The following is a 25,571-nucleotide window of genomic DNA, read 5'->3' as shown; positions in this document are numbered from 1 at the left end:
GTCCTCAGTAGGGTCCTCAGTAGGGTCGGGGCATGAAGGTTCTCGTGACCGGCGGCGCCGGCTACCTCGGATCGATCACGGCGAAGGCGCTCGAGCAGGCCGGGCACACGCCGGTGGTCCTCGACTCGCTGCTGAGCGGCCCGCGGGCCTACGTCGGGGACCGGATCTTCTACGAGGGCGACGTCGCCGACCGGGCGCTGCTGCGCCGGATCGTCGCCGAGCACCCCGACCTCGACGCCACCGTGCACATGGCGGCGCGGATCGTCGTACCGGAGTCGGTCGAGCTGCCTTATGAGTACTACCGCGACAACGTCGCCAAGTCGCTGGAGATGTTCGACGAGCTCACCGCGCTGGGCAAGCCGCGGATCCTCTTCTCCTCGACGGCCTCGCTGTACGCGCTCACGCCGCGGTTCGAGGTGACCGAGGAGGACGCGGTCGCACCGACCTCGCCGTACGCCCGCACCAAGCGGATGATGGAGCAGGTCCTCGAGGACCTCGCGAAGGCCACCGACCTGCGGGCGATCATCCTGCGCTACTTCAACCCGATCGGCGCCGACCCCGACCTGACGACCGGCTACCACCTGCGCGACGCGACGCACGTGGTGCCGCTGATGGCGCAGACCGCGCTCGGCTACCGCGAGAGCTTCACGCTGACCGGCACCGAGCACCCGACCCGCGACGGCACCGGCATCCGCGACTACATCCACGTGTGGGACCTGGCTCGCGCGCACGTGCGGGCGATCGAGGAGTTCGACGCCGTGCTGGAGAAGGTGGGGGCGCCGTCCACCTACATCAACCTCGGCTCCGGCGACGGCGTGACGGTGCGCGAGCTGCTCGCGGCCGTCGAGCGGGTGGTCGGGAAGCCGGTGCCCGTGGTCGAGGCGCCGGCCCGGCCGGGCGACGCCGCCGGCGCGTACGCCAACGCGGACAAGGCCCTCGAGCTTCTGGGCTGGAGGACCGAGTTGTCGCTCGACGAGGCGATCGCCTCCGCGCTGGCGTGGGGGGAGAAGCGGAAGGACGTGCTGGGGTACGCGTGAGCCCCCGCGCCGCCGTCCTGCTCGCCGTCGCCGTCCTGGCGGCGGGATGCACGGCGGACGACCCGGGAGGTACGTCGGCCGCGTCGTCGCCGGTGCCCAGCGCGCCGGCCGCTTCGTCGACCGCGTCGGCCCCGCCCCCGACGGCTCCGGCCGCACCGGTCCAGCCGCTCGCGGGGCACGTCGTCGTCCTCGACCCGGGTCACCAGCTGGGCAACGCCCGCTTCCCGTCGCAGGTCAACCGCCGCGTCGACGCGGGCGGGTTCGACAAGGCGTGCAACACGACGGGGACCTCGACCGACGACGGGTACCCGGAGGCGACCTTCACCTGGCAGGTGGCGGTGGAGGTACGCCGCCGGCTGCGCGCCCTCGGCGCGCGGGTGGTGCTGACCCGCGACGACAACTCCGCCGACGACTGGGGACCGTGCATCGACGAGCGGGGCCGGGTCGGCAACCCGGGGGAGCCGGGGCCGACCGCGGACGTGCGGATCAGCCTGCATGCCGACGGCAACCGGTCCTCGACCGCGCACGGGTTCCACGTCATCCGGCCCGGCGAGCGGGCCGGATGGACCGACGACGTCGTCGCCCCCTCCGAGCGGCTGGCGGTGGCGCTGCGCGACGCGCTCGTCGGTGCCGGGTTCACCCCGTCGACGTACCTCGGCGAGGACGGCATCGACGTCCGCACCGATCTCGGCACCCTCAACCACTCCGACGTCCCGGTGGTGATGGTCGAGCTCGGCAACATGCGCGACGACCGCGACGCGTCGGTCATGGAGAGCGACGCGGGACGGCGGCGCTACGCGCGGGCCGTGGTCACGGCGGTCCGCGGGTTCCTCGGGGTCTGAGGGGTCTGAGAGGATCCGGCGGGGTCGGGATCAGTCGCGGGCGTGCCTCCCGAGCTGGGGCGCGGCGAGGGGTGGCGCGGGCATCCGGGCCGGGCCCTCGGTCGACGGCGTGGGGACGCGGCGCCTCGGGCGGCGGGTGTGCCGCTCGATGTGCGGGCAGCCGCGCGGCCCGTGCTTGAGCACGCAGCGCACCTTGCGTCGGAAACGGCGAAACGACATGACCAACTCCAGGGGGGAGGGAGCACCCACATTTCCCGAGACCCCTCGACAGTAACACCGGGCTCAGGGCTTGGGGAGGCGATCGGGCCCTCGAAAGAGCGGGGTAGGTTGGCCGGCATGGGCATCCGGGCGGGCCACTGGGACGACTGGGCCCTCGAGGGGCTGCTGGGGCAGAAGGCGACGACAGGTCAGCGGGTCAGCCTCGTCGTGCCCGCCCGCAACGAGGCCGCCACGGTGGGCGCCGTCGTGTCCCGGGTCCGGGCGGCCCTGATGGACACCGTCTCCCTCGTCGACGAGGTGGTCGTGATCGACAGCGACTCCGTCGACGACACCTACGCCGTCGCCGAGTCCGCCGGTGCGCGGGTGCACCGCTCGGCCGAGATCCGCCCCGACCTCGGCACCCACCCCGGCAAGGGCGAGGCGATGTGGAAGTCGCTGTTCGTGACGTCGGGCGACCTCGTGGTCTTCATGGACGCCGACCTGCACGACTGGGACACCCACTTCGTGCCCGGCCTCCTCGGCCCGCTGCTGCACGACCCCGAGGTGCAGCTGGTCAAGGGCTTCTACGACCGGCCCGGCGCCGACGGCCCGCTCGAGGGCGGGCGGGTCACCGAGCTGGTCGCGCGGCCGCTGATCGCGCTGCTGTTCCCCGCGCTCGGTGGGCTCGTGCAGCCGCTGGCGGGCGAGTGGGCCGTACGACGTTCCTGGTTCGCCGGGCTCTCCGTCCCGACGGGCTACGCGGTCGAGCTGGCCGCGCTCGTCGACACCGTGCGGGCCGCCGGTCCCTCGGCGATCGCGCAGGTCGACCTCGGCGTACGCGCACACCGGCACCAGGCGCTGCGCGACCTCGGCGGCATGGCCACCCAGATCCTCGCCGCTGCCCTGTCTCGTGCGGGTGTGACGGCACCCCATGCGAATTGGTCGGCAAATGCCGCAGTTGACGACCAGAACGTAGGGGGTGCGGCGCATCAGGAGGCGGTGCTGCGACAGTACCTGCGCGGGCTCGAGCCGGTGGAGCGCGTCGTACCGACCCTCGAGCGACCGGCGGCGGAGGCGTACCTGTGATGAAGCTCGGACGGCACGGGTTCGGAGACGACGAGGCGCTGATGATGGCGATCGTCAACCGGACTCCGGACTCGTTCTTCGACAAGGGCGCGACCTGGGCCGAGGACGCCGCGTTCGCGCGGGTCGCCGAGGTGGTCGCCCAGGGCGCGGAGATCGTCGACATCGGCGGCATCAAGGCCGCGCCCGGCGTCGAGATCTCCGCGGCCGAGGAGAAGGACCGGGTCGTCGACTTCGTCGCCCGGGTGCGCTCGACCTACCCGGACCTGGTCATCTCGGTCGACACCTGGCGCGCGGAGGTCGGCGCGGCGGTGTGCGCGGCCGGCGCCGACGTCCTCAACGACGCGTGGGGCGGCGCGGACCCCGAGCTGGTCGACGTCGCGGCGGAGTACGACGCCGCGATCGTCTGCACCCACACCGGCGGTGTGACGCCGCGGACCCGCCCCTACCGGATCGAGTACGACGACGTGGTCGCCGCCGCGATCGCCGACACCGTCGCGTATGCCACACGGGCGCTGGAGGCCGGCGTGGCCCGCGAGTCGATCGTGATCGACCCGGCCCACGACTTCGGCAAGAACACCTTCCACTCCCTCGAGGTCACCCGCCGGCTGGGGGAGATGGTCGCGACCGGTTGGCCGGTGCTGGTGTCGCTGTCCAACAAGGACTTCGTCGGCGAGACCCTCGGCCTCGAGGTGGGCGAGCGGCTGCTCGGCACGCTGGCCGCCACCTCGGTCTGCGCGCTCGCCGGCGCCCGGATCTATCGGGTCCACCAGGTCGTCGAGACCCGGCAGACCGTCGACATGGTGTGGTCGATCGCCGGGCGACGACCGCCGCTGCGCGCGATCAGGGGCCTGCAGTGATCGCGCTCGTACCGGGCGTCCCGGCCCTGCTGCCGTCGTACGCGTCGCTGGAGGATCCCGTCGCCGGGTTGCGCGCGGCCTGCCTGGGTGCGGTGGCTGCGCTGGGGCCTCGGGTCCGGGTGGTCGCGTCGGGGCCCACCGGTGCGCGTGTCGCGCAGGCACTGGCGGCCGCCGTCGGTTCCGAGGTGGTCGCCGAGGAGGAGACCGGTGTCCTGGTGGTCGGCAACGGCTCGGCCAAGCGCACCGAGAGGGCGCCCGGGCACTTCGACGAACGGGCAGAGGCCTTCGACGCCTCGCTGCGGGAGTCCTTCGACGGCATCGACGCCGCCCTGGCCGACGACCTGTGGGCCGACACCGCCTGCCTGGCCGGGTTGCCGCCGTTGGCCGAGGCCGAGGTGACCTACGACGACGCGCCGTTCGGGGTGCAGTACTGGGTCGCGACCTGGGACGTCGCGTGAGCGACCTCCGGGCCCGGCCCGGTTGGCAGCTCGCCGCGATCGGGGCGGCCGGCTTCGTCGTACTCCTGTGGGGGATCGAGGTCGTCGACGTCGCGGCCTCGCACCGCCTCGACGGCTGGGGGATCCGCCCGCGGTCGGGCGAGGGCCTGCTCGGGATCCTCGCGGCGCCGCTGCTGCACGGCGGATGGGGGCACCTCAGTGCGAACACCGTGCCTGCGCTGGTGCTCGGCTTCCTCACGCTCGCCACCGGCATCGGCCGCGGGCTCGCCGCCACCGCGATCATCTGGCTGCTCGGCGGCCTCGCGGTGTGGCTGGTCGCGGGCAGCAGCTCGGTGCACCTCGGTGCGTCGGGACTGATCTTCGGGTGGCTGACGTACCTGGTCGTGCAGGGCTTCGTGGACCGCGAGCCGCTCGAGATCGTGGTCGGGCTCGGCGTGCTGGTCGTGTACGGCGGCGTGCTGTGGGGCGTGCTGCCCGGCACACCCGGCGTGTCCTGGCAGGGGCACCTGTTCGGTGCGGTGGCGGGCGTGGTGGCGGCCTTCGTCGTACGTGAGCGGTCGGCGTGAAGGCGCTGCGCCTGCCCTTGCTGTGGCTGGGGATCTGGCTGCTGCTGGTGCTCGCGGTGATCGTCCTCTCGCTGGGCTCGCCGCCGCCGGCGCCGGACGTGCCGGCCAGCGACAAGTGGCAGCACCTCGTGGTCTACGGGCTGCTGTCCCTGACCGCGGTGCAGCTGTTCTGCCCCGGCCGGCCGCTGCTCGCCGCGGCCGCGGCGTTGGTGCTGCTCGGCATCGGGCTCGAGGTCGCGCAGGGCACGCTCACCACCGACCGGATGATGGACTGGCGCGACGCCGTCGCCAACACGATCGGCGTCGGGCTCGGGCTCCTCACCAGCCGGACGCGGCTGCGGGACGCGCTGCTGGTCGCCGTACCCTCCCGATCGTGACTGCACACGACATCCTGATCGAGCGTGACCGTCCTGGCGTGGTCGAGGTGACCTTCGACCGCCCCGAGCGGCGCAACGCCTTCACCAAGGCGATGTACGGCGCGATGCGCGAGCTGTGGCTCGAGCTGGCCGAGGACCGGTCGGTGCGGATCGTCGTACTGCGGGGCGCGGGCGGCAAGGCGTTCGCCGCCGGCAACGAGATCTCCGACTTCCTCGAGGCCGACGCGGTCGAGTACGAGACCTGGATCCGCGAGATGCTCGACGGCCTGTTCGCGCTCCCGCAGGTCACCGTCGCCGCCATCGACGGCGTCTGCGTCGGTGGCGGGCTCGCCGTCGCCACGAACTGCGACCTGCGGGTCGCCACCTCGGCCTCCCGCTTCGGCTACCCGATCGCGCGGACCCTCGGCAATGCCCTGTCCTCGCCGGTCCTCTACCGCTGTGCCGAGGTCTTCGGCGAGTCCCTGACCCGCGAGATGCTGCTCGCCTCGCGTCTGGTCACCGCCGACCGCGCGTACGCCGCCGGCGCGATCCTCGCGGAGGTCGCCGACCGCGATGAGCTGGATGCCGAGGTGGCTGCGCTGGTCGACGGGATCCTCCAGGCCTCGCCCGTGACCCTGCGGGTCACCAAGCAGCAGCTGCGCCGCCGTGCCTCGATCACCGAGACCGCGCCGGCGGACGAGGAGCCGCTGCTGCGCGAGGTCTACGGCGGGCCGGACTTCGCCGAGGGGGTCCGGGCGTTCCTGGCGAAGGAGAAGCCGGCGTTCCGCGGCTGAGGTCTGGACCGCACCCCGTACGAATTGGTCGTGATTCTGGGCAAATCGCAACCAATTCGTAGGGGGCGCGGCGACGGTGTGAGGAGCCTGTGGAGAGAGCCCGGCGCCTGCACGCAGGACGGTGCATCCTCGCCCGATGGATCTCCTCCTCACCCGGCCGGGACTGGTGGCGCCGGTGCCGGTCGACCCGTCGGGCCTGGCCGGCCCGACCCGCGGTCAGGCGCGCGGGCCCCGATGGCGTGCGGCGTCGACGAACCGCTTCGTGCCGATCGAGGTCGACCCGACACTGGTCGACCAGCGGATCGTCGAAGCGATCGCGGGGGCGCCGGACCGGGCAGCCGTGACCGGATGGGCCGGCCTGCGGTGGCGCGGAGCCGAGTACTTCGACGGGTACGACTCCCGGATGCAACCCCGTCCGGTCCCGATCGCCGTGGGCGACCGCAAGCCGCTGCGCTCGCGGGCGGGAGTCGAGCTGCGCTTCGGCTGGCTCCTCGAGAACGACGTCGTCGCGGTCGACGGGCTGCCCGTCACCCGGCCGGAACGCTCGGTGTTCGACGACGTGTGCCGAGCCGGCAGCCTGGAACAGGCCGTGCAGATCGTCTCGATGGCCTGCCGCTCCGACATGGTGAGTCTCGATGAGCTGCTCTCCTACCGATGCCTGCTCGGCAGTCGGCAGTTCACAGCACGCTTCGCCGACGCGATCGCCTTGTCCGACGAGAATCTGTGGTCGCCCCTCGAGGCGACCATGTTGCTGCTCTGGGTGGGGCGCGGATTCCGGCGGCCGTTGTGCAACCGGCCGATCTTCGACCTCGCTGGCAACCACGTGGTGACGCCCGACCTGTTCGACCCGATCGCGGGTGTTGCCGGGGAGTACGACGGAGTGGTCCACAGCCGGTTGAGGGTCCAGCGTCGCGACGTCGACCGAGACGCCTGCTACCGCGACCTCGACCTCGAGGTGGTGACCATGGTGTCGGACGACCTGCGGGACACGAGCTCCTTCGAGCGGCGACTCGCGTCGGCGTACCGACGGGTGGCGGAGCGGCCGCGGCGCCGGGACTGGACCATCGACCTCCCTGACGGCTGGATCGACACCTCGACGGTGTCAGCACGCCGAGCGTTGACGGAGGCGGATCGGCGGCGCTTGTCTGCTCGGCGCCTCGGCTGAACTGCGCCCCCTACGTTCTGGTCGCGAATTCGCCCTGATGGCGACCAATTCGTAGGGGGTGCCGTCAACCCAGCGACCCGGCCAGCGCGGCGACCTGGTCGACCGGCGGGTCGTAGCCCGGGAAGTAGCAGCACACGCGCTCGACGCCGGGGACGTCGCCGAAGCGGCGGTGGAGCTCGACGGCGCACTCCTCCGGTGTGCCGGCGACGGCGAGGGTGGCGAGCATGGTGTCGTCGACGAGCGCGGTCATGGTGGCCACGTCGCCGGTCTTGGAGAGGCGGTTGAGCTCGGGTTGGAGGTCGCCCCATCCTTCGACCTCGAGGACGGGGCGGTACGCCGGCGTGGAGCCGTAGAACGCGAGCAGGGACCGCACGCCCGCCCGTGCGGCCATCACCTCGGCCTCCGTGCGGCCCATCGCCACGATGGCCTGGGGGTGCACGGCGAGGTCCGTGGCGGACCGGCCGGCGAGCGAGAGGCCGGCGGCGACGGCAGGCAGGGTGCACTCGCGGAAGTGGCGGTGGCTGTGGAAGGGCATGACCAGCAGGCCGTCGGCGACCTCGGCGGCGGTGCGGGTCATCAGCGGGCCGAGGGCGCCGAGGAGGACCGGTGGGGGACCGTAGGGGTTCGGGCCGGGGACGAAGGTCGGCGGCATCAGCGTGTGGGTGGTGTGCTCGCCGCGGAAGTCGAGCCGCTCTCCGCTCTGCCAGGAGTGCAGGATCGCCTTGACCGCACCGACGATCTCGCGCATCCGCGCGGCGGGCGGCGACCAGCGGGCGCCGTACCTCTTCTCGATGTGGGGCTGGATCTGTGAGCCCAGGCCGAGCCGGAAGCGGCCTCCCGACATCAGCTGCAGGTCCCACGCGGTGTGCGCCAGGTGCATCGGGGAGCGCGGCATCGCGATCGCGACGTTGGTCATCAGGTCGGCGTCGACCTGCCCGGCCACCGCGGCGAGGGGGAGGAAGACGTCGTGCGGCCCCTCGAACGTGAACAGGCCGGCGGCGCCGGCGTCCACCAGCTCGCGGGCGCGGGACCGCACCCGGTCGGGAGGGGCGTCGAGCTGCAGGTCGAGGAGCACGTCAGACCTCGCCGGCGGCCAGGTCGGCGTGCGCGTCGCGGAGCTGGCGCTTGAGGATCTTGCCGCTCGGGTTCTTGGGGAGGGCGTCGGCGAGCACGACGTACTTGGGCGCCTTGTAGCCCGCGAGCACCGAGCGGGCGTGGGCGAGCACGGCATCGGCGGACAGGTCCGCCCCCGCCCGAGGTACGACGACCGCGGCCACCGCCTCGACCCAGCGCGGGTGGCTGACGCCGAAGACCGCGACCTCGGCGACGTCGGGGTGGGTGTAGATCGCCTCCTCGACCTCGCGGCTGGCGACGTTCTCGCCGCCGGTCTTGATCATGTCCTTCTTGCGGTCGACCACGTAGAGGTGGCCGGTGTCGTCGAGGTAGCCGAGGTCGCCGGAGTGGAACCAGCCGCCCCGGAAGGCCTCGGCGGTCTTCGCGTCGTCGCGGTAGTAGCCGAGCGTGGCGTGCGGGCTGCGGTGCACGATCTCGCCGACCGTGCCCGCGGGGACGGGGGCATCGTCGTCGTCGACGATCCGGGTCTCGACGTTGATCGAGGGCCGACCGGCCGAGCCGGCGTACGGAAGCTGCTCGTCGGGGCTCAGGATCGTGGCCAGCGGGGCCATCTCGGTCTGGCCGTAGAAGTTCCACAGCGCGACCCCGGGCAGCCGCTGCTGGAGCTCGCGCAGCACCTCGACCGGCATCGGCGAGGCGCCGTAGTAGCCCTTGCGCAGGCTGGACAGGTCGGTGGTGTCGAAGTCGGGATGGCGCAGGAGGCCGATCCACACGGTGGGCGGCGCGAAGAACTTGGTCACCCGGTGCTCGGCGATGGTGCGCAGCACGCTCGCCGGGTCCGGGCCGGGCAGGATGATGCTCGTCGCGCCGAGGTAGACATCGGTGCCGAGGAAGCAGTCCAGCTGCGCGCAGTGGTAGAGCGGGAGCGTGTGCAGCTCGACGTCGTCGGCGCTCATCGACCCGTCCAGCGCGCACGAGACGTACTGCCACAGCAACGACCGGCTGCTCAGCAGCGCACCCTTGGGCCGTGACTCGGTGCCGGAGGTGAACATCATCCGGACCGGGTCGTCGTCGCCCATCGGTACGACGACCGCCGGTCCCTCGTGGTCGAGCCAGCCCGCCAGGTCCCCCCACCCGTCGGGAGCCGCCTGCCCGGCGAGCCGGATCACCCGCCGCTCCCGCACTTGCGGGTCGGCCGCCGCGGCGATCGCGGCGTCGGCCACCGCAACCAGTGCGTCCTCGGCGACGAACCCGGTCGCGCCGCTGTGGTCGAGGATGAACGCGATCTCGTCGGCACCGAGCATGAAGTTGATCGGCACCAGCACCACGCCGGCGCGGGCCGCGGCGAAGTCGAGCACCGCGAACTGCCAGCAGTTGTGGCTGAGCAGCGCCAGCCGGTCGCCCTTGCCGAGCCCGGCGTCCGCCATCGCGGCGGCCGCCCGATCGACGTACGCGTCCAGCTCGGCGAACGTCAGCCGCGTGTCCCCGTCGACGATCGCGACCTTGTCGGGGACGCGCTGCGCCGTGCGCCGGGGCAGGTCGCCGAGGGTGTGCTGACGGGCCGAGGAGACGTCGCTCATGCCCCGAGGCTAGACCTCACGCCGTCCTCACCGATCTCCCGCACCCCATGCGATTTGGCTCCGAGAAGGCCGTTCCTGCGACCAAGACGTATGGGGTGCGCCCAGCGGCGTCACGTCGCGTCCGCGGCGTCGGCCAGGGGCGTCCCCAGTTGCAGGTCGAAGTCCCGGGCCTCCTCCCACACGCTCAGCGTGCGGGCGCCGAGCGCCTCGGTGGGCCCGGCGACGGTGAGCACGTAGCGCCCGTTGGCGGGACGCGGCACCTCGTAGCGACCCTCGTGGTCGGTACGGACGGTCGCGACCAGCTCGCCACTCGTGCGGGTGAGGACGACCAGAGCATCGACCACCGGACGGTCCCCGGCGTCGCGGATGGTGCCGCGCAGGGTGAGCCGCTCGCGCAGCACGATCGGCGGGACCGGCGCCGCGCTGTCGAGCGTCATCATCCGCGAGCGTGGCCGCCAGCCGTCGGCGGAGGTGACGACGAGATAGTCCGCGGGCTCCGGTACGGCGGCCGTGAACCGCCCCTCCGCGTCGGCCTGCCCCCAGTCGACCGCGCGGCCGTCGGGGGTCAGCACGGTCACCACGGCGTGCCGGATCGGGTTGCCCTTGAGGCTGAGCACCCGGCCCTGGACGATCTGCGCGCGCGTGGTGTTCTCCGCGCCCGAGCGGTCCGCCTCCTCGGCGTACTCCCGCATCCGCAGCATGGGTACGCCGATCAGGGCCGTCGCGAGCGCGGCCCCGGCGGCGAGCCAGAAGATCAGCATCAGCGAGTGCAGGCTCGGCAGCTCGCGCCCGGCCAGCGACATCGTCGAGGCCGTGGTGATCGCCGCGGTGGCGGCGCTGGCGGTGGACGTGCCGAAGGAGCGCAGCAGCACGTTGAGGCCGTTGGCGGAGGCGGTCTCGGTGACGGGGACCGCGCGCATCACGAGCGTCGGCAGGGCGCCGTACACCATGGCAGTGCCGGTGCCGACGACCACCGAGCCGATGACGACCTGCGGGAGGTCGGCGCTGTAGAAGGTCCGCCACACGTAGGTGGCGCTCATCAGCAGCGCACCCGAGACGAGGGTGGCCTGCGGGCCGATCCGCCGGATCAGCCAGGCCGAGACCGGCGCCATCAGGCCGAACGCGGCGGCGTTCGGGACCATCCAGAGCCCGGTGTGGAGGACGTCGAGGCCGCGGCCGTAGCCGGTGCCCGTCGGCATCTGGAGCAGCTGGGTGGTGACCAGCATGTTGGCGAACATGGAGAAGCCCGCGAACACCGAGGCGAGGTTGACCAGGACGACCGAGCGGCGGGCCGCCACGCGTACGTCGACCAGCGGGCGCGGGGTGCGCAGCTCGAGCGGGATCCAGAGCGCGAGCACCGCCGCGCCTCCGGCGAGACAGCCCACGGTCGACGCCGCGGTCCAGCCCCACTGGCCGCCCTTGGAGAGGGCGAGCAGGACGGCGGTCAGCGCCACCGACAGCAGGGCGGCGCCGCGCAGGTCGAAGGAGCCGCTGGTGCGCACCGGCGACTCGGGCAACAGGCTCAGCGTCCCGGCGATGAGCACGATCCCGACGACGCCGGTGAGCCAGAAGGACGCGTGCCAGTCCATGTGCTGCACGATCAGCCCCGACAGCGGGAGCCCGACGCCCGCGCCGATGGCGAGGGTCGCGCTCATCAGGGCCACGCCGAGCGGCACCCGGTCGCGGGGCAGCTCGTCGCGCATGATCGCGATGGCGACCGGGATGAGGGCGACGCCGACGCCCTGCAGTGCGCGGGCCCCGATCAGGAGCGGCAGCTGCTGGCTGAGCGCGCCGAGCAACGAGCCGCCGACGGCGACCCCGAGCGAGACGACCATCATCCGGCGCTTGCCGTACATGTCGGCCAGCCGCGAGATCGTCGGCGTCGCGACCGCCCCGCTGAGCAGGGTCGCGGTCACCAGCCAGGAGGCGCTGTCGGCCGACGTACCGAGCAGGCGGGGGAGGTCCGGCAGGAGAGGAAGCAGCAGGGTCTGCTGGAGCGAGACCACGATGCCGCAGCACGACAGCATCGCCACGACGACCGCAGGGCTCGTGCGTGGTCGGACCGGCTCGACGACCACGCTGGAGGCACCTCTTCCTCAACTACGCTGCACTGCGTGCACCGTATCTTCTCGACGACCGTCGCGTCGGTCCACTCCCACTACGTGACCAAGGTGGAGCGCAAGGGGCGCACCCGGGCCGAGGTCGACGAGGCCATCTGCTGGCTGACCGGGTTCTCGCCGGCCGAGCTGCAGGCCCACCTCGACGCCGGTACGACGTTCGAGGACTTCTTCGCCGCAGCCGAGCTCAACCCCGCCGCTGCCCTCATCACCGGCGTCGTCTGCGGGATCCGGGTCGAGGACGTCGAGGACCCGTTGATGCAGAAGATCCGCTACCTCGACAAGCTCGTCGACGAGATCGCCCGCGGCAAGGCGATGGACAAGGTGCTCCGGAGCTGACCCTGCCGCCTCGCCGTCGCCGAGGCGGAACCCGATGCGAACAGGTGCTTGCGCCCAGCTAGCACGTCCCATACCCTCGGTATCCGCAACTCTCAGTTGCACCTATCTGCCGCACCAGCGCCGGTGCGGGGAAGAGCGAGGTCGCCATGCTTGCCCATGAACGGATCGGCTCCGGAGAGCCCCTCGTGCTCGTGCACGGGATCGGCCACCGCCGGCAGGCGTGGTACCCGCTGGTCGACCGGCTCGCCGAGGAGCGCGAGCTCGTCCTGATCGACCTGCCGGGACACGGGGAGTCCCCGGCGCTGGTGCCCGACGGACGACCGGTGCGCGACATCCTGCGCGACATCCTCGAGGACTTCTTCGTCGAGCAGGGGCTCGACCGCCCGCACATCGCGGGCAACTCGCTCGGCGGCCGGATCGCGCTCGAGGCCGCGGCCGACGACCTGGTGAGCAGCGCGACCACGCTCGCGCCCGCCGGGTTCTGGCGCAACCGGCTCGACTTCGCCTACATCCGAGCCGTGTTCACGCTGCTCACCGGCGCCGCCACCCTGGCGCAGCCGGTCGCGCCCGCGATCCTGGCGACCGCGCCCGGGCGAGCCGCCGCCTTCGGCCTGCTGATGACCAAGGGCCACAAGCTCAGCCCGGACGCCGCGCTGGGCGACCTGCGCGGCCTGGTGCACGCCCGCCCGGCGCTGGAGACCATCATCGACGGCGGCTTCCCCTTCGACCGCCCGATCGACCCGGCCATCCCGGTCACGGTCGCATGGGGCACTCGCGACCTGGTGCTGCTGCCCTACCAGGCCGGCCGCGCGCGGCGGGCCCTCCCGGACGCGGAGCACGTGACGCTGCCGAAGTGCGGCCACGTGCCGATGATCGACGACGTCGACCTGGTGGCCGACGTGCTGCTCAAGGGGTCGGCGCACCCGCGACTCGGCCGGGCGACGTACGACGTCGCCTGACCGAGCGCGCGTCCCTCAGCCCGCGGGCAGCACCGCCGGGACCCGCCAGCCGGTCCCGTCGAGGATCCCGGGGATCGCGGTGGTCTGGGTTCCGTACATCCGCCACAGCAGCCGGAAGCCGCCGGCCGGTGTGGGCAGCCAGTTCTGCGCCTGCTCCGGGTCGCTGGGCCGGGTGGCCTGGACGTAGAGGTCGAACGAGCCGTCGGCGTTGCGGTGCAGGTCGGTGCGGTCGTTGATCGCATAGCGGTCGATCTCGTTGGCCACCACGAAGCCGTCGTTGTCGTACAGCGTCAGCGACCAGAATCCGGTGTCGGTGAGCGGGGGCAGCTGGTCGGCCGGGAGGTGCACGACGTAGCGCTTCGCGCCGGTGAGCGGCTGGCCGGTGCGGTCGAGCAGGGCGAGCGGGTACATCGCCTGCTCGGGACGAAGCGCGCCGAGGCCGACCTGGGTGACGACGGAGCGCAGCCGGTAGTCGGTTCCGTAGCTGCCGGTCGGAGTGACCAGGTAGCCGTTGTGCTGGGCGAAGCCCTGTCCGTACAGGCCCATCGCGTCCTGCAGGACCGTCGCCTGCCCGGCCGCGATCGCCGACTCCATGCCCGCGCGGGTGTCGGCGTCGAGCGTCGCGTCGGTGGACGGGTGCCGTCCCGCGCCGATGCCGATCCGGGCGAGCTCGGCCAGCTCCGGTGCGTCGGCGGCCGGCGGCGGGAAGGCCGCGAGCAGGTCACCGAGGCGGTCGTAGAAGTCCATCCCGGTGGGGAGCCGGACGGGCGCGGCGGTGGTGTCGGGGTCGCTCGGCGTGGCGGCCTTCGCAGGGCGCGGGTACCGGCTCAGCGGCGTCACCGTCGTGGCGTCTTGGATCCGGTGCACCTTCGCCTGGTCCTTGAGGTCGTCGTTGTCGGCGTAGATCCGCTCGATGATCCAGACCCGGTCGTACGGCGACTCGACCCGCGTCACGTGCTTCGGCAGGCGGGCGTCGGCGTGCGACGGGCCGACGATCGCGTAGTCGCCCGGCGGTGTCTGCTCGACCGAGCCGAGGTTGGCGAAGTTCTCCGTGTACGGGCTCATCAGCGGGATCACGAAGTAGCGGTCCCTCACCTTCGGCACGTGGACCACCTGCGGCTCCTCGCGGAGGTCGAGCCACGCGATCGAGTAGAGGGTGTCGAGGTTCGGCGCGACCACCGAGCGGTCCTCGGGGGTGATGAACGACCGGACCGGGTTGAGCCGGTTGACCGGCCCGAACCCGCGGTCGTCCGGCACGTCCACGCTCGTCTGGGCCCGGAAGGTGGCGTCGGTCGTGACCAGGGGCAGGCCGTAGCGGTAGGCCTCGAGGCCGAGCCGGTAGCCGGCGTCGTACGCCGCGCGGTCGGTCGTCCCGTCGGCGGACGCCGGTGCGGCAGTGGTGGCCAGTGCCGACGTCACGACGCCGGCGAGCAGCCCGGCGAGCGCGAGGGCGTGAGAGGTCTTTCTGTGACCCATGGGGATTCCTCTCGGAGAGGTTGGCGGACCCCCTGAATGTCGCAACCGGGCCCCGATCAGGTCTTGACCTCGTGCGCCTCGTTCTTGACCTGCTGCGACAGCCTCCGTGCCTCCTGCCGGACCTGCCTCGGCGGCATGCCGAACCACCGCCGGCTGGCGCGGGAGAGCGCGCTCTGCTCGCTCAACCCGAGTACGCCGGCCAGCTGGCCCAGTGGCATGTCGGTCTCGCGCAGGTAGCGCTCGGCCTCGTCGCGGCGCACCTGGTCGACGAGGGCGGCGAACGAGGTGCCGTGCTCGGAGAGCTGGCGCTGCAGGGTGCGCCGGTGCAGCGCCAGCTGGCCGGCCACCAGGTCCAGGTCGAGGGTGCCGGTCGGAAGCATGTGCCGGACCAGCTCGGCGACCGTGTCGGCCGTCGCCGACGCGGTAGGGACCGCGATCGTGCTGAGGTACTGCTGCGCGAGGGCGTGCACGTCGCCGTCGTCGGCGAGCGGCCGGTTCAGCATCGCGGCCGGGAACCGGAAGCCGTACCGGTCGGCGGCGAACTCGACCCGACAGCCGAAGTAGCCGCGGTACGCCGCCGGATCGCCCATCGGCTGGTGCCGCAGCTGGACCGAGTGCGGCGTGAAGTCCGGTCCGGCGAGCAGGCGGAAGACGCGCAGGGCCACGCCGAGCGCGAGCTCGGCCGCTTGGCGATGCGGTGGCGCGCGACGTACGACGATCCGCCACTCCAGCTGCGCGATCCGCGAGCCCGCCGGCGCGGTCACGGTGATCGCGATCGCGGGGGAGTAGACGGTCATGTACTGCTCGATGGCCTGCAGGGCCGCCCCGGCGGTGCCGGCCGTGCGCGCGGCGACGCCCAGGGGACCGAGGATCTCGATGCCCTGGCGGGTGGCGAGGCGACGGCCGAAGTCGTCGACACCGGTCGCGGCGGCGGCCGCCTCGAGCGCGGTCACGACGCTGCGGTAGCTGATGAAGCTGTCGTGGTCGCCGACCGCGGCGGCCGGTAGGTGGGCCAGGTCGAGCAGCGGTTGCAGCTCGCCGTCCAGCTCCCCGACCAGCTCCGGGTAGCCCTGGAGGGCGGTGCCGCGGATCAGGGACATGTCGCACAGGGTCAAGAACCGGTCGCAGGATGTCAAGACCTGTGGGCCGGTCGGCCGTGATCGTGGATCCATGAGCCGCTTCGACATCACCCAGACCAATGCCGCCGTCCATCGCCTGATGGAGACGACCACCAACCCGCGCCACCGCTGGCTGCTGGAGGCCTACGACCGCCACCGCAACCTGGAGATGGCCGGGCGCTGGAAGGAGATCTTCGCTCCGGACATGACCGTCGAGCACCCCGTCTACCACTTCAACGTCTTCGGCATCCAGACCGTGCTCGACGGCGCCGAGGCCGTCCAGGCGGTCTACGAGGACTGGTCGAGCACGGCGCAGTGCGTCTTCTACACCGACGACGAGCAGATCGCCGTCGGCGACAACATGATCGTGTCCACCGCGACCATCTACCAGCAGACTCCGGGCGCCCTGCTCGTGGCCGCGGGTGCGCCCGTCGACCCCGACGCGCACTACCTGGTCGCCAACGTCGAGCACATGATCTGGCCCTACGACGACGAGGGCCGCCTGGTCGGCGAGGACGTGTGGGAGATCGACGAGTCGAAGCGGCAGGTCATCGCGCTCGACCCGTCCGAGGTGCTCACGGTGGAGCGGTCCGCTGCGCTGCTGGCGCCGTACATCCGGGACCTGCCGCCGCGCCCCTGGTGAGCCAGTAGCGTGGCGCCGTGACCACGCCTGCCGACCTCACGACCTACGTCCGCTCGATGATCCCGATCATGGACGCCATGGGCGTCGAGGTGGTCGAGGCCGGAGCCAACGCGGTGGCCGCGCGGCTGCCTGCCGGGCCCAATGTCAACCACTTCGGCACGGCATACGCCGGCTCCCTGTTCACCGTCGCCGAGGTCCTCGGTGGCCTCTACGCGAGCACCTCGCTGAGTGCCGAGGGCGGCGTACCGCTGCTCAAGTCGATGACCATCGACTTCCTGCGCCCGGCCGCCACCGACGTCGTCTCGCGTGCCCGGCTCGAGGACGACGAGATCCAGCGGATCCTGGCGGAGTACGCCGAGCGCGGGAAGTCCGACTTCGAGCTGGTCGCCGAGGTCACCGACGAGGAGGGCACGGTCGTGGCCCGCACGCGCGGGCTGTACCAGCTGCGCCGGTTCTGAGCGGGGTCCCGGTGACGGTCAGTGGCTGACCGTCACCGGGATCGGCGCGCTCCAGACGTAGCCGTACGGCTCAGCGGCGCCGGGGGTGTCCCGGACGACCAGGCTGGTGAGGTAGTAGGTGCCGGTCGGGCGCCCGTCGAGGTCGACGGTGGCCCGGAAGCGGCCGGTGGCCGGGTCGAGCTCCAGGGCCTTGTTGCAGCAGCTGCTCCCGATGACGGCGACGCCGGCGGCGTGCACCTTCACCCCCGGCGTGGGCGTGACCTCGACCGTGAGCAGGTTGCCCGTCCGTCCGACGACCACGAGCGTCGCCGGCACGGTGTCGTCGAGGTGCACCGGCGCGGAGGCAGGGGCCTCGTTGCCGTGCTCGTCGGTGAAGGTGGTGCTGACGACGTAGTCGCCGCCAGGCAGCGGCTCGCCGTCGTGGCCGGTGCCGTCCCAGGTGAAGGAGGTGCGGCCCTCGCCGCCCTCGACGACGACGTGGTCGACCACGTTCCCCGCGGTGTCGTTGACGACGAAGTCGGAGGACCGGACTCCGGACTGGTCGCTCACGGAGAAGGTGAACGTGCCCGCGGTGTACTGGCCGGGCAGGCCGAGGTAGAGCCGGCTGTTGGTCGGCAGGGTGACCGCGGGAGCCGTCTCGTCGGGGAGCACGACGAGCTCCTGGTCGGCGGTGGTGAAGGTCGTGGCCGCGGCACCGGTGCCCCGGGTGATCAGCGCGCGGAGCGGGTAGCTGCCGTCCGGTCGGCCGGCCAGGCTGAGCACCGTGCGGTACGTGCCGGTGCCGGCGTCGTACGTCAGGGGCAGCAGGTTCCCGGTGGCCGGGTCGGCGTCAGCGGGGGAGGTCGACACGGTGACGCCGGTGACCCCGGCGCCGGTCTTCGGGGTGACCACGACCTGCCACTGGTAGCCGTCGATCCGGGTCGTCGCCAGGGTGCCGGGGATGGTCGGGTCGAGGACCAGCGTCACGGCGGGGCCGGCGGCGGACAGCCCGGCCGCGTCGGTGAACTTGGTGGCGACCCGGTAGCGGCCGGCGGGCAGGCGGGTGCCGTCGTTGCGGGTGCCCGCCCAACGCAGCGCGTACTGCCAGGTGTGGCTGTCGTCGGTCGGCGCGGCGCCCTCCGCGACCAGGGTGCCGGTCGCGACCCGCGCGCCGATGGCGTTGAGGACCTCGTAGGTGGCCGTGGCGATGCTGCCCGCCTCGCGCACGTAGTAGGTCGTCCCGCTGGTCTCGTACCGGTCGGGGTCGCGCAGCGACAGGGTGTCCGACGACGTCGACGACGGCGCGAGCGCCGGTGCCGGAGCGACCCGGTCGGCGACCCGGATCGGGATCGGGGCGGTGTAGCCCGTCTGCTGGGCGCCGATCCGGTCGGTGAACTCGAACACCGCCCCGGCGTCACGGGAGGAGGCCCCGCAGTCGGACACCTTGAAGGTCGCCTGGATGCGCCCGCCGAAGCCGGGGGTCCGCGAGCCGCTCGTGGCGCACGGGTCGGTGCCGTAGCCGTCGCCCACCACGAACTCCGCGCTGCGCAGCGTGACCCCGGGCTTCGGCCCGACGGACATGGTGATGTTGGTGGCGTAGGTCGTGCCGCTGAAGACCCCTTGGGCCGGTACGACGGTGTGCCGGTCGAGCGGCAGCGGGTAGCTCTCGACGTCCTGGCCGCCGTCGCTGTCGGTGGCCTCGACGCGCAGCGTGTAGTCGCCCTCGGGAAGCGCGGCGTCGGCCGCGTCGGTGAACTGCCAGTCGACGTCGTGGTCGAGTCCGGCCGCCTCGTCGGTCGCGAACGTGCGGACCACCGCGCCGCTGGCGTCCAGGGCGCGGGCGGTGACCGTCGCGGGACGGCTCAACCGGAACGCGACGGAGACCGCTGCGCCCTTCGTGCCGTCGTCCCGGGTCAGTCCCGTCGCGAAGGTGACCTTCGGCTGGGTGGTGAACGTGATCTGCACGGCCGGGTCGGCGGCCTGGGCCGCCTGGGCCGCGGGCAGGGTGCCCGCCGCGGTCGCCGCGGTCGTCACCGCCAGAGCCGTCGTCGCGATCCTCAGCCAGCGCCCCATGTCCCCACTCCTTCGTCGGCCGTCCCCATCGGCGGCGTCGCCCTCCCAACGCGCGAGGACCCGGATTGGTGACGGTTCCCGGTGGACACAGGCTCTGTCGGCTGCCTACCCGCTCAGTCGGTGACGGTGACGTAGAGGGGGTCGAGATAGAACCAGCCCTGGCCATCGCCCGGACCCTCGCCCGCACCCGGGGTGTCACGACTCACCTCGCCGTCGAGCTGATAGGTGCCCGGGGGCTGGCCGGTGAGATCGATGGTGCCGCGATACGTGCCTGTCGACGGATCGAGCCTGGGGACCTCCATGCAGCAGCGCAGCCAGACAGCGACGATGTGCAGTGAGACCCCGGGCGTGGGCGTGACCTCGACCGTGAACGCGTTGCCCGTCCGGCCGACGACGGCCATGGTGGCCGGCACCGTGTCGTCGAGGTGCACCGTCGTGGAGGCAGGCGTCACGTTCCCGGCCGCGTCGGTGAAGGACGTGCGGACCACGTAGTCCCCGGCGGGGAGACGCTCTCCCTGCGGCCCGGTGCCGTTCCACTGGAAGGACGTGCGACCTTCGGCGCCGTCGGTGACGACGTGGTCCACCACGCTCCCCGTGGCGTTGCTGACCAGGAAGTCGGAGGACCGGAGCGTCGACTGGTCGCTCACGGCGAACTCGAAGCTGTTCGGGGCGTACTGGTCGGGCGCACGGAGGTAGAGGTGGGTGGTCGTCGGAGGCGTCACGACAGGTGCCTCGGTGTCGGGGAGGACGACCAGGCCCTGGTCGGCGGTCGTGAAGGTCGTGGCGGTCGGCGCGGTGCCGCGGGTGATCAGGGCACGGACGGGATAGGTTCCCGGACTGCGCTTCGCCAGGCTGACGACGGTGCGGTAGGTGCCCGTGGCGGCGTCGTACGCGGCGACCTGCGGGTGCGGGTCGTTGTCGTTCGCGGGGGCCGTCGAGACGGCGACCCCGGTGACGTCCTCACCGCTCTTGGGGGTCACCACGACCTCCCAGTTGTAGCCGTCGATCCGGGTCGCGGCCAGCCCGCCCGGAATCGTCGCGTCGAGGTCGATGGTCGTAGCCGGGCCTGCCGCGGAATGGCCCCCTGCATCCGTGAAGCGGGTGACGACGCGGTAGCGCCCGGCGGGCAGCAGGCTGCCGTCGTTGCGAGTGCCGCTCCAGCGCAGGTCGAACACCCGGGTCAGTGCGTCCGGCCCCACGCCGACGCCCTCGGTCAGGGTGCCGGAGGCGATGGTGATGCCGAAGCCGTTGCGGATCTGGTAGGTCTGGCTGGCCAGGGCGCTGGCGTCGCGCACCCAGTAGGTGAGCTTGCTGGTCTCGTAGGTCCCGGGATTCCTCAGGTGCAGCGTCTGCGACGCGGGCGCGTACGGGGCCAACGTGACGACCGGCGCGCTGCGGTCGGCGACGCGCACCGGGATCATCGGGGTGTAGCCCTTCTGCTTCGCACCGATCCGGTCGGTGAACTCGAAGAAGGCGCCCGCGTGTCCGACGTGGTCGCCGCAGTCCGACACGTCGACCGTGGCCTGGATGCGACCGCCGGAGCCGGGGGTCTTGGCGTCGCTGATCGCGCAGTACCCCGTGTAGCTGTCCTCGGCGATCAGGAACCTGGCGTTGGCGAGTGTGATGCCGGGCTTCGGCGCGATGGACATGGTGACATTGGTGGAGTACGTGAAGCCGGCGATGACGCCCTGGAGCGGTACGACGGTGTGCCGGTCGAGCGGCATGGCGTAGTCCTCGACGTCGCGGTTGCCGTCGCTGTCGACGGCCTCCACCTGCATCGTGTAGTCGCCCTCCGGCACGTCCTGGCCGGCGGCGTCCTTGAAGTACCACGGCTCGTCGGAGGCGTCGCGGACCGACTGGCCCTCGACGAGGGTGCGGACCACGGTGCCCTCGGCGTCGAGAATGCGGACGGTGACGGTGGACGGCCGCGAGACCCGCCATGCGGCGAAGTCGACCGCGCCGACCCTCGTCAGCCCCGTCGAGAAGGTCACCTTCGGCTGGGTGGTGAACGTGATCTGCACGGGCGGGTCGGCCGCCTGGGCCGCGGGCAGCACCGCTCCCGGGATGGTCAGCGCGAGCGCCGTCGTCGCGATCCTCAGCCAGCGCCCCATGTCCACTCCTTCGTCGGCGTCGCCCTCCCAACGCGCGAGCACGCGGTTTGGTGACGGTTCCCTGCGTGCGAGCCCGGTCCGGCGTCCCGCAATTCTCAGGACGGGGGTCCCGGTGCCGATCAGCGGGATGCGCGGGTGGTGGCGCCACAAAGTAAAGGGATAGCCTTCGGAGGTCGGCGATCGCTGGGGAGGGGATCGGTACCTGATGGACCTGGACCAGGACCTCGAGCTTCCGGCGGAAGCGCGCGCACTGCTCGACGCGGTGGTGGCGATCGGGTCCGACCTGGACCTGCGCGGCGTGCTGACCCGCATCGTCGAGGCGTCCTGCGAGCTGACCGACGCCGAGTACGGCGTCCTGGGGATCGTCGACGACCAGGGCGAGTTCATCGACCTGGTGCCCAACGCCGCCGTGGGAGAGCAGTTCGACCAGATCGGCCGGATGCCGGAGGGCCACGGGCTGCTGGGGCTGGTGCCGCGGGAGCGGCGCTCGATCCGGGTCGACCACGTCGCCGACCACCCGGTGTCGACGGGCTCGTTCCCGCAGAGCCACCCGGTCATCGACCGCTTCCTCGGTGCGCCCGTGCTGGTGCGCGACCAGGCGTTCGGGCACCTCTACCTCGGCAACAAGCGCGGTGGCGCGGAGTTCAGCGCGACCGACCAGGCGCTGGTCGAGGCGCTGGCCCGCGCGGCGGGCACCATGATCGAGAACGCCCGCACCTACGAGCAGGTCGAGTGGCGGCGCCGCTGGCTCGCGGGCACCGGCGAGGTGGGCCGCGACCTGACCGGGACCACCAGCGTCGAGGAGGCCCTCGACGAGCTCGTGGTCTCGCTGCGCGACCTGTGCGGGGCCCGGCTGGTGGCCTATGTCCGCGTCGAGGCCGGCCTGCTCGAGGTCCGCCAGGTCGCCGGCGACACGATGGCGGCGCCGCGCGTCGTCGAGCGGTACGCCGACCAGATCCGTGAGGTGACCACGTCGCGGGTGCCCGAGCGGCTCCCGCACGACCACCACCGCACGACGCTCGTCGTACCCGTGCACACCCGGCTCTCCGGCCCCGGCGCGATCCTCGTCGACCGCGCGGAGGAGACGCCGTCACTGCGCGACATCATGCTCGACCTGGTGTCGGTCACCGCGGCCCAGCTCGGCCTGATCCTCGACCGGCGCCAGGCGCTGAGGGAGCGGGCCCAGCTGCTGGTGGCCCGCGACCGCGACCGGATCGCGCGCGACCTCCACGACCTGGTCATCCAGCGCCTGTTCGCGACCGGCATGCAGCTCCAGGGCGCCCGTGACCTCGACCCCGCCGAGCTGCGCACCCGCGTCGACGGTGCGATCGGCGAGCTCGACGGCGCGATCAAGGAGCTGCGCTCGGTGATCTTCGAGCTCGGCACCGGATCCGGCCGGCCCCTGCTCGACGACGTGCGGGCACTGCTGACGGAGTACGCCCCGGTCCTGGGCTTCCAGCCGCTGCTGCGCATCCAGGGCCCCGTCGACCGGGCGCTGGCCCCCGAGGCCGGCAGCCACGTCCTCGGCACGCTGCGCGAGGCGCTGTCCAATGTCGCCCGGCACGCCGCGGCGAGCAGCGTCACCGTCGAGCTGACCGCGTCCTCGGCGTGGTTCCGGCTGCGCGTGGTCGACGACGGCCGGGGCTTCGACCCGGCGGCGGGGTCGACCGGCAACGGCACCGGCAACCTGCGGGCGCGGGCCGAGGGACTCGGCGGGCACCTGCTGCTCAGCTCGGCGCCCGATCAGGGCACCGTGCTGGAGTGGGTCATTCCGGCAGTGGGCTGAGGTCCGCGCCGAGGTCCTCGAACGACTCCTCGAAGCCGAACAGGTCGTCGAGGAGGTCCGGCTCGACCGACGGTTCCGGGGCCAGCCCCCGCGGCGCCAGGTCCTCGACCGTGGCCTCGAGCGGCTCCGGGCCCGGTCCGGCGAGCAGCGGCCACAGCGCGCGGACGACGACCGCGGCCGCCGTGGCGCCCACCATCACGACGAGCAGCCGGGTGAGCGCCTCGTCGAGGCTCAGCTCACCGTGCGCGGCGAGATAGCCGGCCGGGGAGGCGACGAGGGCGGCGAGCACGAAGACGCGCAGGTCGAGCATCATGGGAGGACCACCTTCTAGACTCCTGCTCCGAGTGCGGGGCGGGCCCCGGTCGCGGACACCACGGCCACCGAGCGGACCTCGTGGGCCGCGCCGAGCTCGGCGTACGAGAAGACGGGGAGGCGTTCGACGGTCGGCGCCACGAGGCGGCGTACGGCGGCCCGCAGCGCCGGTGCGCAGACCAGGACCGGGCGTACGTCGGTGTTCTCGGCCGACTGCGCCGCCTGGGCCAGACCGAGCAGCACCCGCTGGGCCACGTCCGGGTCGAGGACGACGACCGCACCCTGCTCGGTCGGGCGCAGGCCCTCGAGCATGTGCTGCTCGAGCAGCGGGTCGAAGCTGATCGCGTGCAGCACGCCGTCGGTGACGAAGGAGGCCGCGAGGGCCGGTTCGAGCGCGGCCCGGGCGGCCTCGACCAGGCCGTCGAGGTCCTTGCTGAGCGCGGCGCGAACCGACAGCGCCTCGAAGATGCGGACCAGGTCGCGGATCGGGATCCGCTCCTCCAGCAGGGCGCGCAGCACCCGCTGCACCTCGCCGAGCGACAGCTGGACCGGGGTGAGCTCCTCGATGACGACCGGGTGGGTGCGCTTGACGACGTCGGTGAGCAGCCGGACGTCCTCGCGACCGAGCAGCCGGCTCGCGTGCTGGTGCACGACCTCGGCGAGGTGGGTGGTGACCACCGAGGCGCGGTCGACGACGGTCGCGCCGCCGATCTCCGCCTGGTGCCGCAGCTCGGCCGGGATCCACTTCGCGTCCAGGCCGAAGACCGGCTCGCGGGTCGGGGTCCCGGGCAGCGAGCCGAGGAACTCGCCGATCGCCAGTACTGTGCCGCGCGGCGCCTCGCCGCGGGCCACCTCGGCGCCGTACAGCGTGATCGCGTAGGTGTTCGCCGGCAGCTCGAGGTTGTCGCGGGTGCGCACGGGCGGGATCACGATCCCGAGCTCGCCGGCCACCTTGCGGCGCAGTGCCTTGACCCGGTCGAGCAGGTCGCCGCCGGAGCGGCTGTCGACGAGGTCGATCAGGTCCGCGGAGAGCTCGAGCCCGAGCGGGTCGACCCGGATCTCGGCGACCAGCGCCTCCGGGGTGTCGGGGACCTGGGCCAGCTCGCCGGCGGCGGAGTCCGCGTCGGCGCCCGCCGTACGGTCCCCGCCGGACTCGTCGATCCGGCTCGCGCCCAGCAGCATCAGCCCGCCGGCCACCAGGAACGGCAGCTTGGGCAGGCCGGGGATCGCGCACAGCGCGAGTGCGCCGAAGCCCGCGACGCGCAGCGGCATCTTACGCTGGAAGATCTGGCCGACGATGTCGGAGCCCATGTCGGAGTCGGCCACCGCGCGGGTCACGATCAGGCCGGTCGCGACGCTGAGCAGGAGGGCCGGGATCTGGGAGACCAGGCCGTCGCCGATCGAGAGCAGCGAGTAGGTGTTGATCGCCTCGCCGAACGGCATGCCGTACTGGGCGACGCCGATCGCGAAGCCGCCGAGCAGGTTGACCAGGGTGATCACGATCGCCGCGACGGCGTCGCCCTTCACGAACTTGGACGCACCGTCCATCGCACCGTGGAAGTCCGCCTCGGCGTGCACCTCCGCACGCCGGCGCCGGGCCTCCTCCTCGTCGATCAGGCCGGAGTTGAGGTCGGCGTCGATCGCCATCTGCTTGCCGGGCATCGCGTCGAGCGTGAACCGGGCGCCGACCTCGGCCACGCGGCCCGCGCCGTTGGTGATCACGACGAACTGGATGACGAGCAGGATCGCGAACACGATCAGCCCGACGATCAGCGAGCCGCCGACGACGAAGTGGCCGAAGGTGTCGATGACCTTGCCGGCGTACCCGTCCAGCAGCACCAGCCGGGTCGCGCTCACGTTGAGGGCCAGCCGGAACAGCGTCATCACCAAGATGACCGACGGGAACGCCGAGAACTCCAGCGGCTTGTGGATGAACATCGCGACCATCAGCACGAGCAGGGCGCCGGTGATGTTGAGCGCGATCATCAGGTCGAGCACCACCGCGGGCAGCGGCACGACCAGCATGACGACGATCAGCACGATGCCCAGGGGGACACCGAGCCGGGTCAGCGACTTCAGGGACATGCGGCGGGTACAGCCTCTCGACCGGTCGCGCCGTCCGTGGCACTGCGGGGTGGCGCCGTCCTGGCGTCGCTGGCTCCATCGGCAGGTGTGGGCTGGGGATGA

Annotated in this window: 24 protein-coding genes; 14 read left to right on the top strand and 10 right to left on the bottom strand. The window is 72.5% G+C overall.

Going from position 1 to position 25,571, the window contains the following annotated elements; genetic code table 11:
- Positions 1 to 32: 32 nt before the first annotated feature.
- Positions 33 to 1,037 (top strand): UDP-glucose 4-epimerase GalE, encoded by a 1,005-nt coding sequence (galE, locus tag QI633_RS22170; protein WP_141797340.1) that lies wholly within the window; start codon positions 33 to 35, stop codon positions 1,035 to 1,037.
- The gene (locus QI633_RS22165; RefSeq protein WP_282427097.1) at positions 1,034 to 1,879 is read left to right on the top strand and encodes an N-acetylmuramoyl-L-alanine amidase; all 846 of its coding nucleotides are present in this window, start codon (positions 1,034 to 1,036) and stop codon (positions 1,877 to 1,879) included. The genes galE and QI633_RS22165 overlap by 4 nt, the downstream gene beginning before the upstream one ends.
- Before the next feature lie 30 nt (positions 1,880 to 1,909).
- Here the strand turns inward: QI633_RS22165 and QI633_RS22160 are convergent, their stop codons facing one another.
- Positions 1,910 to 2,098 carry a hypothetical protein gene (locus QI633_RS22160; protein ID WP_141797342.1) on the bottom strand — a complete coding sequence of 63 codons (189 nt, stop codon included), beginning with the start codon at positions 2,096 to 2,098 and terminating at the stop codon, positions 1,910 to 1,912.
- 117 nt (positions 2,099 to 2,215) lie between these two features.
- Between QI633_RS22160 and QI633_RS22155 the strand changes: the two genes are divergently transcribed.
- The 7 genes from QI633_RS22155 (at position 2,216) to QI633_RS22125 (ending at position 7,359) form a co-directional block, all read left to right on the top strand.
- Positions 2,216 to 3,163 (top strand): glucosyl-3-phosphoglycerate synthase, encoded by a 948-nt coding sequence (locus tag QI633_RS22155; RefSeq protein ID WP_141797343.1) that lies wholly within the window; start codon positions 2,216 to 2,218, stop codon positions 3,161 to 3,163.
- On the top strand, positions 3,163 to 4,020 hold the full coding sequence (gene folP, locus QI633_RS22150; protein WP_282427096.1) for a dihydropteroate synthase: 858 nt from the start codon (positions 3,163 to 3,165) through the stop codon (positions 4,018 to 4,020). Before QI633_RS22155 ends, folP begins: the two co-directional genes overlap by 1 nt.
- The gene (locus tag QI633_RS22145) at positions 4,017 to 4,478 is read left to right on the top strand and encodes a hypothetical protein (RefSeq protein ID WP_282427095.1); all 462 of its coding nucleotides are present in this window, start codon (positions 4,017 to 4,019) and stop codon (positions 4,476 to 4,478) included. The genes folP and QI633_RS22145 overlap by 4 nt, the downstream gene beginning before the upstream one ends.
- The gene (locus tag QI633_RS22140) at positions 4,475 to 5,044 is read left to right on the top strand and encodes a rhomboid family intramembrane serine protease (protein WP_282427094.1); all 570 of its coding nucleotides are present in this window, start codon (positions 4,475 to 4,477) and stop codon (positions 5,042 to 5,044) included. Before QI633_RS22145 ends, QI633_RS22140 begins: the two co-directional genes overlap by 4 nt.
- The gene (locus QI633_RS22135) at positions 5,041 to 5,421 is read left to right on the top strand and encodes a hypothetical protein (protein ID WP_282427093.1); all 381 of its coding nucleotides are present in this window, start codon (positions 5,041 to 5,043) and stop codon (positions 5,419 to 5,421) included. Before QI633_RS22140 ends, QI633_RS22135 begins: the two co-directional genes overlap by 4 nt.
- On the top strand, positions 5,418 to 6,194 hold the full coding sequence (locus QI633_RS22130; protein ID WP_282427092.1) for an enoyl-CoA hydratase-related protein: 777 nt from the start codon (positions 5,418 to 5,420) through the stop codon (positions 6,192 to 6,194). The genes QI633_RS22135 and QI633_RS22130 overlap by 4 nt, the downstream gene beginning before the upstream one ends.
- Positions 6,195 to 6,330: 136 nt before the next feature.
- Entirely contained in the window at positions 6,331 to 7,359 is a 1,029-nt protein-coding gene (locus tag QI633_RS22125) for a hypothetical protein (RefSeq protein ID WP_282427091.1), read from the top strand.
- A 64-nt stretch (positions 7,360 to 7,423) separates the two neighbouring features.
- On the opposite strand, the gene QI633_RS22120 is transcribed toward QI633_RS22125, so the two are convergent.
- From QI633_RS22120 to QI633_RS22110, 3 genes are all read right to left on the bottom strand, one after another.
- On the bottom strand, positions 7,424 to 8,434 hold the full coding sequence (locus QI633_RS22120) for a TIGR03617 family F420-dependent LLM class oxidoreductase (RefSeq protein ID WP_282427090.1): 1,011 nt from the start codon (positions 8,432 to 8,434) through the stop codon (positions 7,424 to 7,426).
- Between the two features lies 1 nt (position 8,435).
- On the bottom strand, positions 8,436 to 10,013 hold the full coding sequence (locus QI633_RS22115; protein ID WP_282427089.1) for a fatty acyl-CoA synthetase: 1,578 nt from the start codon (positions 10,011 to 10,013) through the stop codon (positions 8,436 to 8,438).
- A 110-nt stretch (positions 10,014 to 10,123) separates the two neighbouring features.
- Positions 10,124 to 12,091, bottom strand: coding sequence for an MFS transporter (locus QI633_RS22110; RefSeq protein WP_141797394.1), 1,968 nt, complete (start codon positions 12,089 to 12,091; stop codon positions 10,124 to 10,126).
- 36 nt (positions 12,092 to 12,127) lie between these two features.
- On the opposite strand from QI633_RS22110, the gene QI633_RS22105 reads away from it, so the two are divergent.
- Both QI633_RS22105 and QI633_RS22100 read left to right on the top strand, forming a co-directional pair.
- Positions 12,128 to 12,469, top strand: a complete 342-nt coding sequence (locus tag QI633_RS22105) for a DUF2200 domain-containing protein (RefSeq protein WP_141797395.1) — start codon at positions 12,128 to 12,130, stop codon at positions 12,467 to 12,469.
- Positions 12,470 to 12,615: 146 nt separating this feature from the next.
- Positions 12,616 to 13,428 carry an alpha/beta hydrolase gene (locus tag QI633_RS22100; protein ID WP_282427088.1) on the top strand — a complete coding sequence of 271 codons (813 nt, stop codon included), beginning with the start codon at positions 12,616 to 12,618 and terminating at the stop codon, positions 13,426 to 13,428.
- 15 nt (positions 13,429 to 13,443) lie between these two features.
- On the opposite strand, the gene QI633_RS22095 is transcribed toward QI633_RS22100, so the two are convergent.
- On the bottom strand, positions 13,444 to 14,904 hold the full coding sequence (locus QI633_RS22095; protein WP_282427087.1) for a DUF1254 domain-containing protein: 1,461 nt from the start codon (positions 14,902 to 14,904) through the stop codon (positions 13,444 to 13,446).
- Between the two features lie 56 nt (positions 14,905 to 14,960).
- Complete coding sequence (locus QI633_RS22090) at positions 14,961 to 16,004, bottom strand: AraC family transcriptional regulator (RefSeq protein WP_282427086.1); 1,044 nt, start codon at positions 16,002 to 16,004, stop codon at positions 14,961 to 14,963.
- Positions 16,005 to 16,074: 70 nt separating this feature from the next.
- Here QI633_RS22090 and QI633_RS22085 point away from each other — a divergent pair, with 70 nt between their 5' ends.
- Both QI633_RS22085 and QI633_RS22080 read left to right on the top strand, forming a co-directional pair.
- The gene (locus QI633_RS22085) at positions 16,075 to 16,665 is read left to right on the top strand and encodes a hypothetical protein (protein WP_282427085.1); all 591 of its coding nucleotides are present in this window, start codon (positions 16,075 to 16,077) and stop codon (positions 16,663 to 16,665) included.
- A 17-nt stretch (positions 16,666 to 16,682) separates the two neighbouring features.
- Complete coding sequence (locus QI633_RS22080) at positions 16,683 to 17,123, top strand: YiiD C-terminal domain-containing protein (protein ID WP_282427084.1); 441 nt, start codon at positions 16,683 to 16,685, stop codon at positions 17,121 to 17,123.
- A gap of 18 nt (positions 17,124 to 17,141) precedes the next feature.
- Here the strand turns inward: QI633_RS22080 and QI633_RS22075 are convergent, their stop codons facing one another.
- Positions 17,142 to 19,175 (bottom strand): FlgD immunoglobulin-like domain containing protein, encoded by a 2,034-nt coding sequence (locus tag QI633_RS22075; protein ID WP_282427083.1) that lies wholly within the window; start codon positions 19,173 to 19,175, stop codon positions 17,142 to 17,144.
- Between the two features lie 113 nt (positions 19,176 to 19,288).
- Positions 19,289 to 21,286 (bottom strand): FlgD immunoglobulin-like domain containing protein, encoded by a 1,998-nt coding sequence (locus QI633_RS22070; protein WP_282427082.1) that lies wholly within the window; start codon positions 21,284 to 21,286, stop codon positions 19,289 to 19,291.
- A gap of 205 nt (positions 21,287 to 21,491) precedes the next feature.
- On the opposite strand from QI633_RS22070, the gene QI633_RS22065 reads away from it, so the two are divergent.
- A complete protein-coding gene (locus QI633_RS22065; protein ID WP_141797401.1) occupies positions 21,492 to 23,072 on the top strand; it encodes a GAF domain-containing sensor histidine kinase in 1,581 nt (526 codons plus the stop codon).
- Here QI633_RS22065 and QI633_RS22060 read toward each other — a convergent pair.
- Both QI633_RS22060 and flhA read right to left on the bottom strand, forming a co-directional pair.
- Positions 23,053 to 23,385, bottom strand: a complete 333-nt coding sequence (locus QI633_RS22060) for a hypothetical protein (RefSeq protein WP_282427081.1) — start codon at positions 23,383 to 23,385, stop codon at positions 23,053 to 23,055. The two genes, QI633_RS22065 and QI633_RS22060, sit on opposite strands and share 20 nt — an antisense overlap.
- A 14-nt stretch (positions 23,386 to 23,399) precedes the next feature.
- Positions 23,400 to 25,469 (bottom strand): flagellar biosynthesis protein FlhA, encoded by a 2,070-nt coding sequence (gene flhA / locus QI633_RS22055; protein ID WP_282427080.1) that lies wholly within the window; start codon positions 25,467 to 25,469, stop codon positions 23,400 to 23,402.
- Between the last annotated feature and the right edge of the window lie 102 nt (positions 25,470 to 25,571).

Source organism: Nocardioides sp. QY071 (assembly GCF_029961765.1).
In the GTDB taxonomy this organism is placed as follows: domain Bacteria; phylum Actinomycetota; class Actinomycetes; order Propionibacteriales; family Nocardioidaceae; genus Nocardioides.
The sequence above is the reverse complement of the archived record's forward strand: the minus strand, read 5'-3'. Positions and strand labels throughout refer to the sequence as shown.

Bases quoted from the DNA above. Each gene is read 5' to 3' on its own strand.
- galE (WP_141797340.1), top strand. From the start codon at position 33: ATGAAGGTTCTCGTGACCGGCGGCGCCGGCTACCTCGGATCGATCACG.
- QI633_RS22160 (WP_141797342.1), bottom strand. From the start codon at position 2,098: ATGTCGTTTCGCCGTTTCCGACGCAAGGTGCGCTGCGTGCTCAAGCAC.
- QI633_RS22155 (WP_141797343.1), top strand. From the start codon at position 2,216: ATGGGCATCCGGGCGGGCCACTGGGACGACTGGGCCCTCGAGGGGCTG.
- folP (WP_282427096.1), top strand. From the start codon at position 3,163: ATGAAGCTCGGACGGCACGGGTTCGGAGACGACGAGGCGCTGATGATG.
- QI633_RS22125 (WP_282427091.1), top strand. From the start codon at position 6,331: ATGGATCTCCTCCTCACCCGGCCGGGACTGGTGGCGCCGGTGCCGGTC.
- QI633_RS22115 (WP_282427089.1), bottom strand. From the start codon at position 10,013: ATGAGCGACGTCTCCTCGGCCCGTCAGCACACCCTCGGCGACCTGCCC.
- QI633_RS22100 (WP_282427088.1), top strand. From the start codon at position 12,616: ATGCTTGCCCATGAACGGATCGGCTCCGGAGAGCCCCTCGTGCTCGTG.
- QI633_RS22095 (WP_282427087.1), bottom strand. From the start codon at position 14,904: ATGGGTCACAGAAAGACCTCTCACGCCCTCGCGCTCGCCGGGCTGCTC.
- QI633_RS22090 (WP_282427086.1), bottom strand. From the start codon at position 16,004: ATGTCCCTGATCCGCGGCACCGCCCTCCAGGGCTACCCGGAGCTGGTC.
- QI633_RS22085 (WP_282427085.1), top strand. From the start codon at position 16,075: ATGAGCCGCTTCGACATCACCCAGACCAATGCCGCCGTCCATCGCCTG.
- QI633_RS22075 (WP_282427083.1), bottom strand. From the start codon at position 19,175: ATGGGGCGCTGGCTGAGGATCGCGACGACGGCTCTGGCGGTGACGACC.
- QI633_RS22070 (WP_282427082.1), bottom strand. From the start codon at position 21,286: ATGGGGCGCTGGCTGAGGATCGCGACGACGGCGCTCGCGCTGACCATC.
- QI633_RS22065 (WP_141797401.1), top strand. From the start codon at position 21,492: ATGGACCTGGACCAGGACCTCGAGCTTCCGGCGGAAGCGCGCGCACTG.
- QI633_RS22060 (WP_282427081.1), bottom strand. From the start codon at position 23,385: ATGATGCTCGACCTGCGCGTCTTCGTGCTCGCCGCCCTCGTCGCCTCC.
- flhA (WP_282427080.1), bottom strand. From the start codon at position 25,469: ATGTCCCTGAAGTCGCTGACCCGGCTCGGTGTCCCCCTGGGCATCGTG.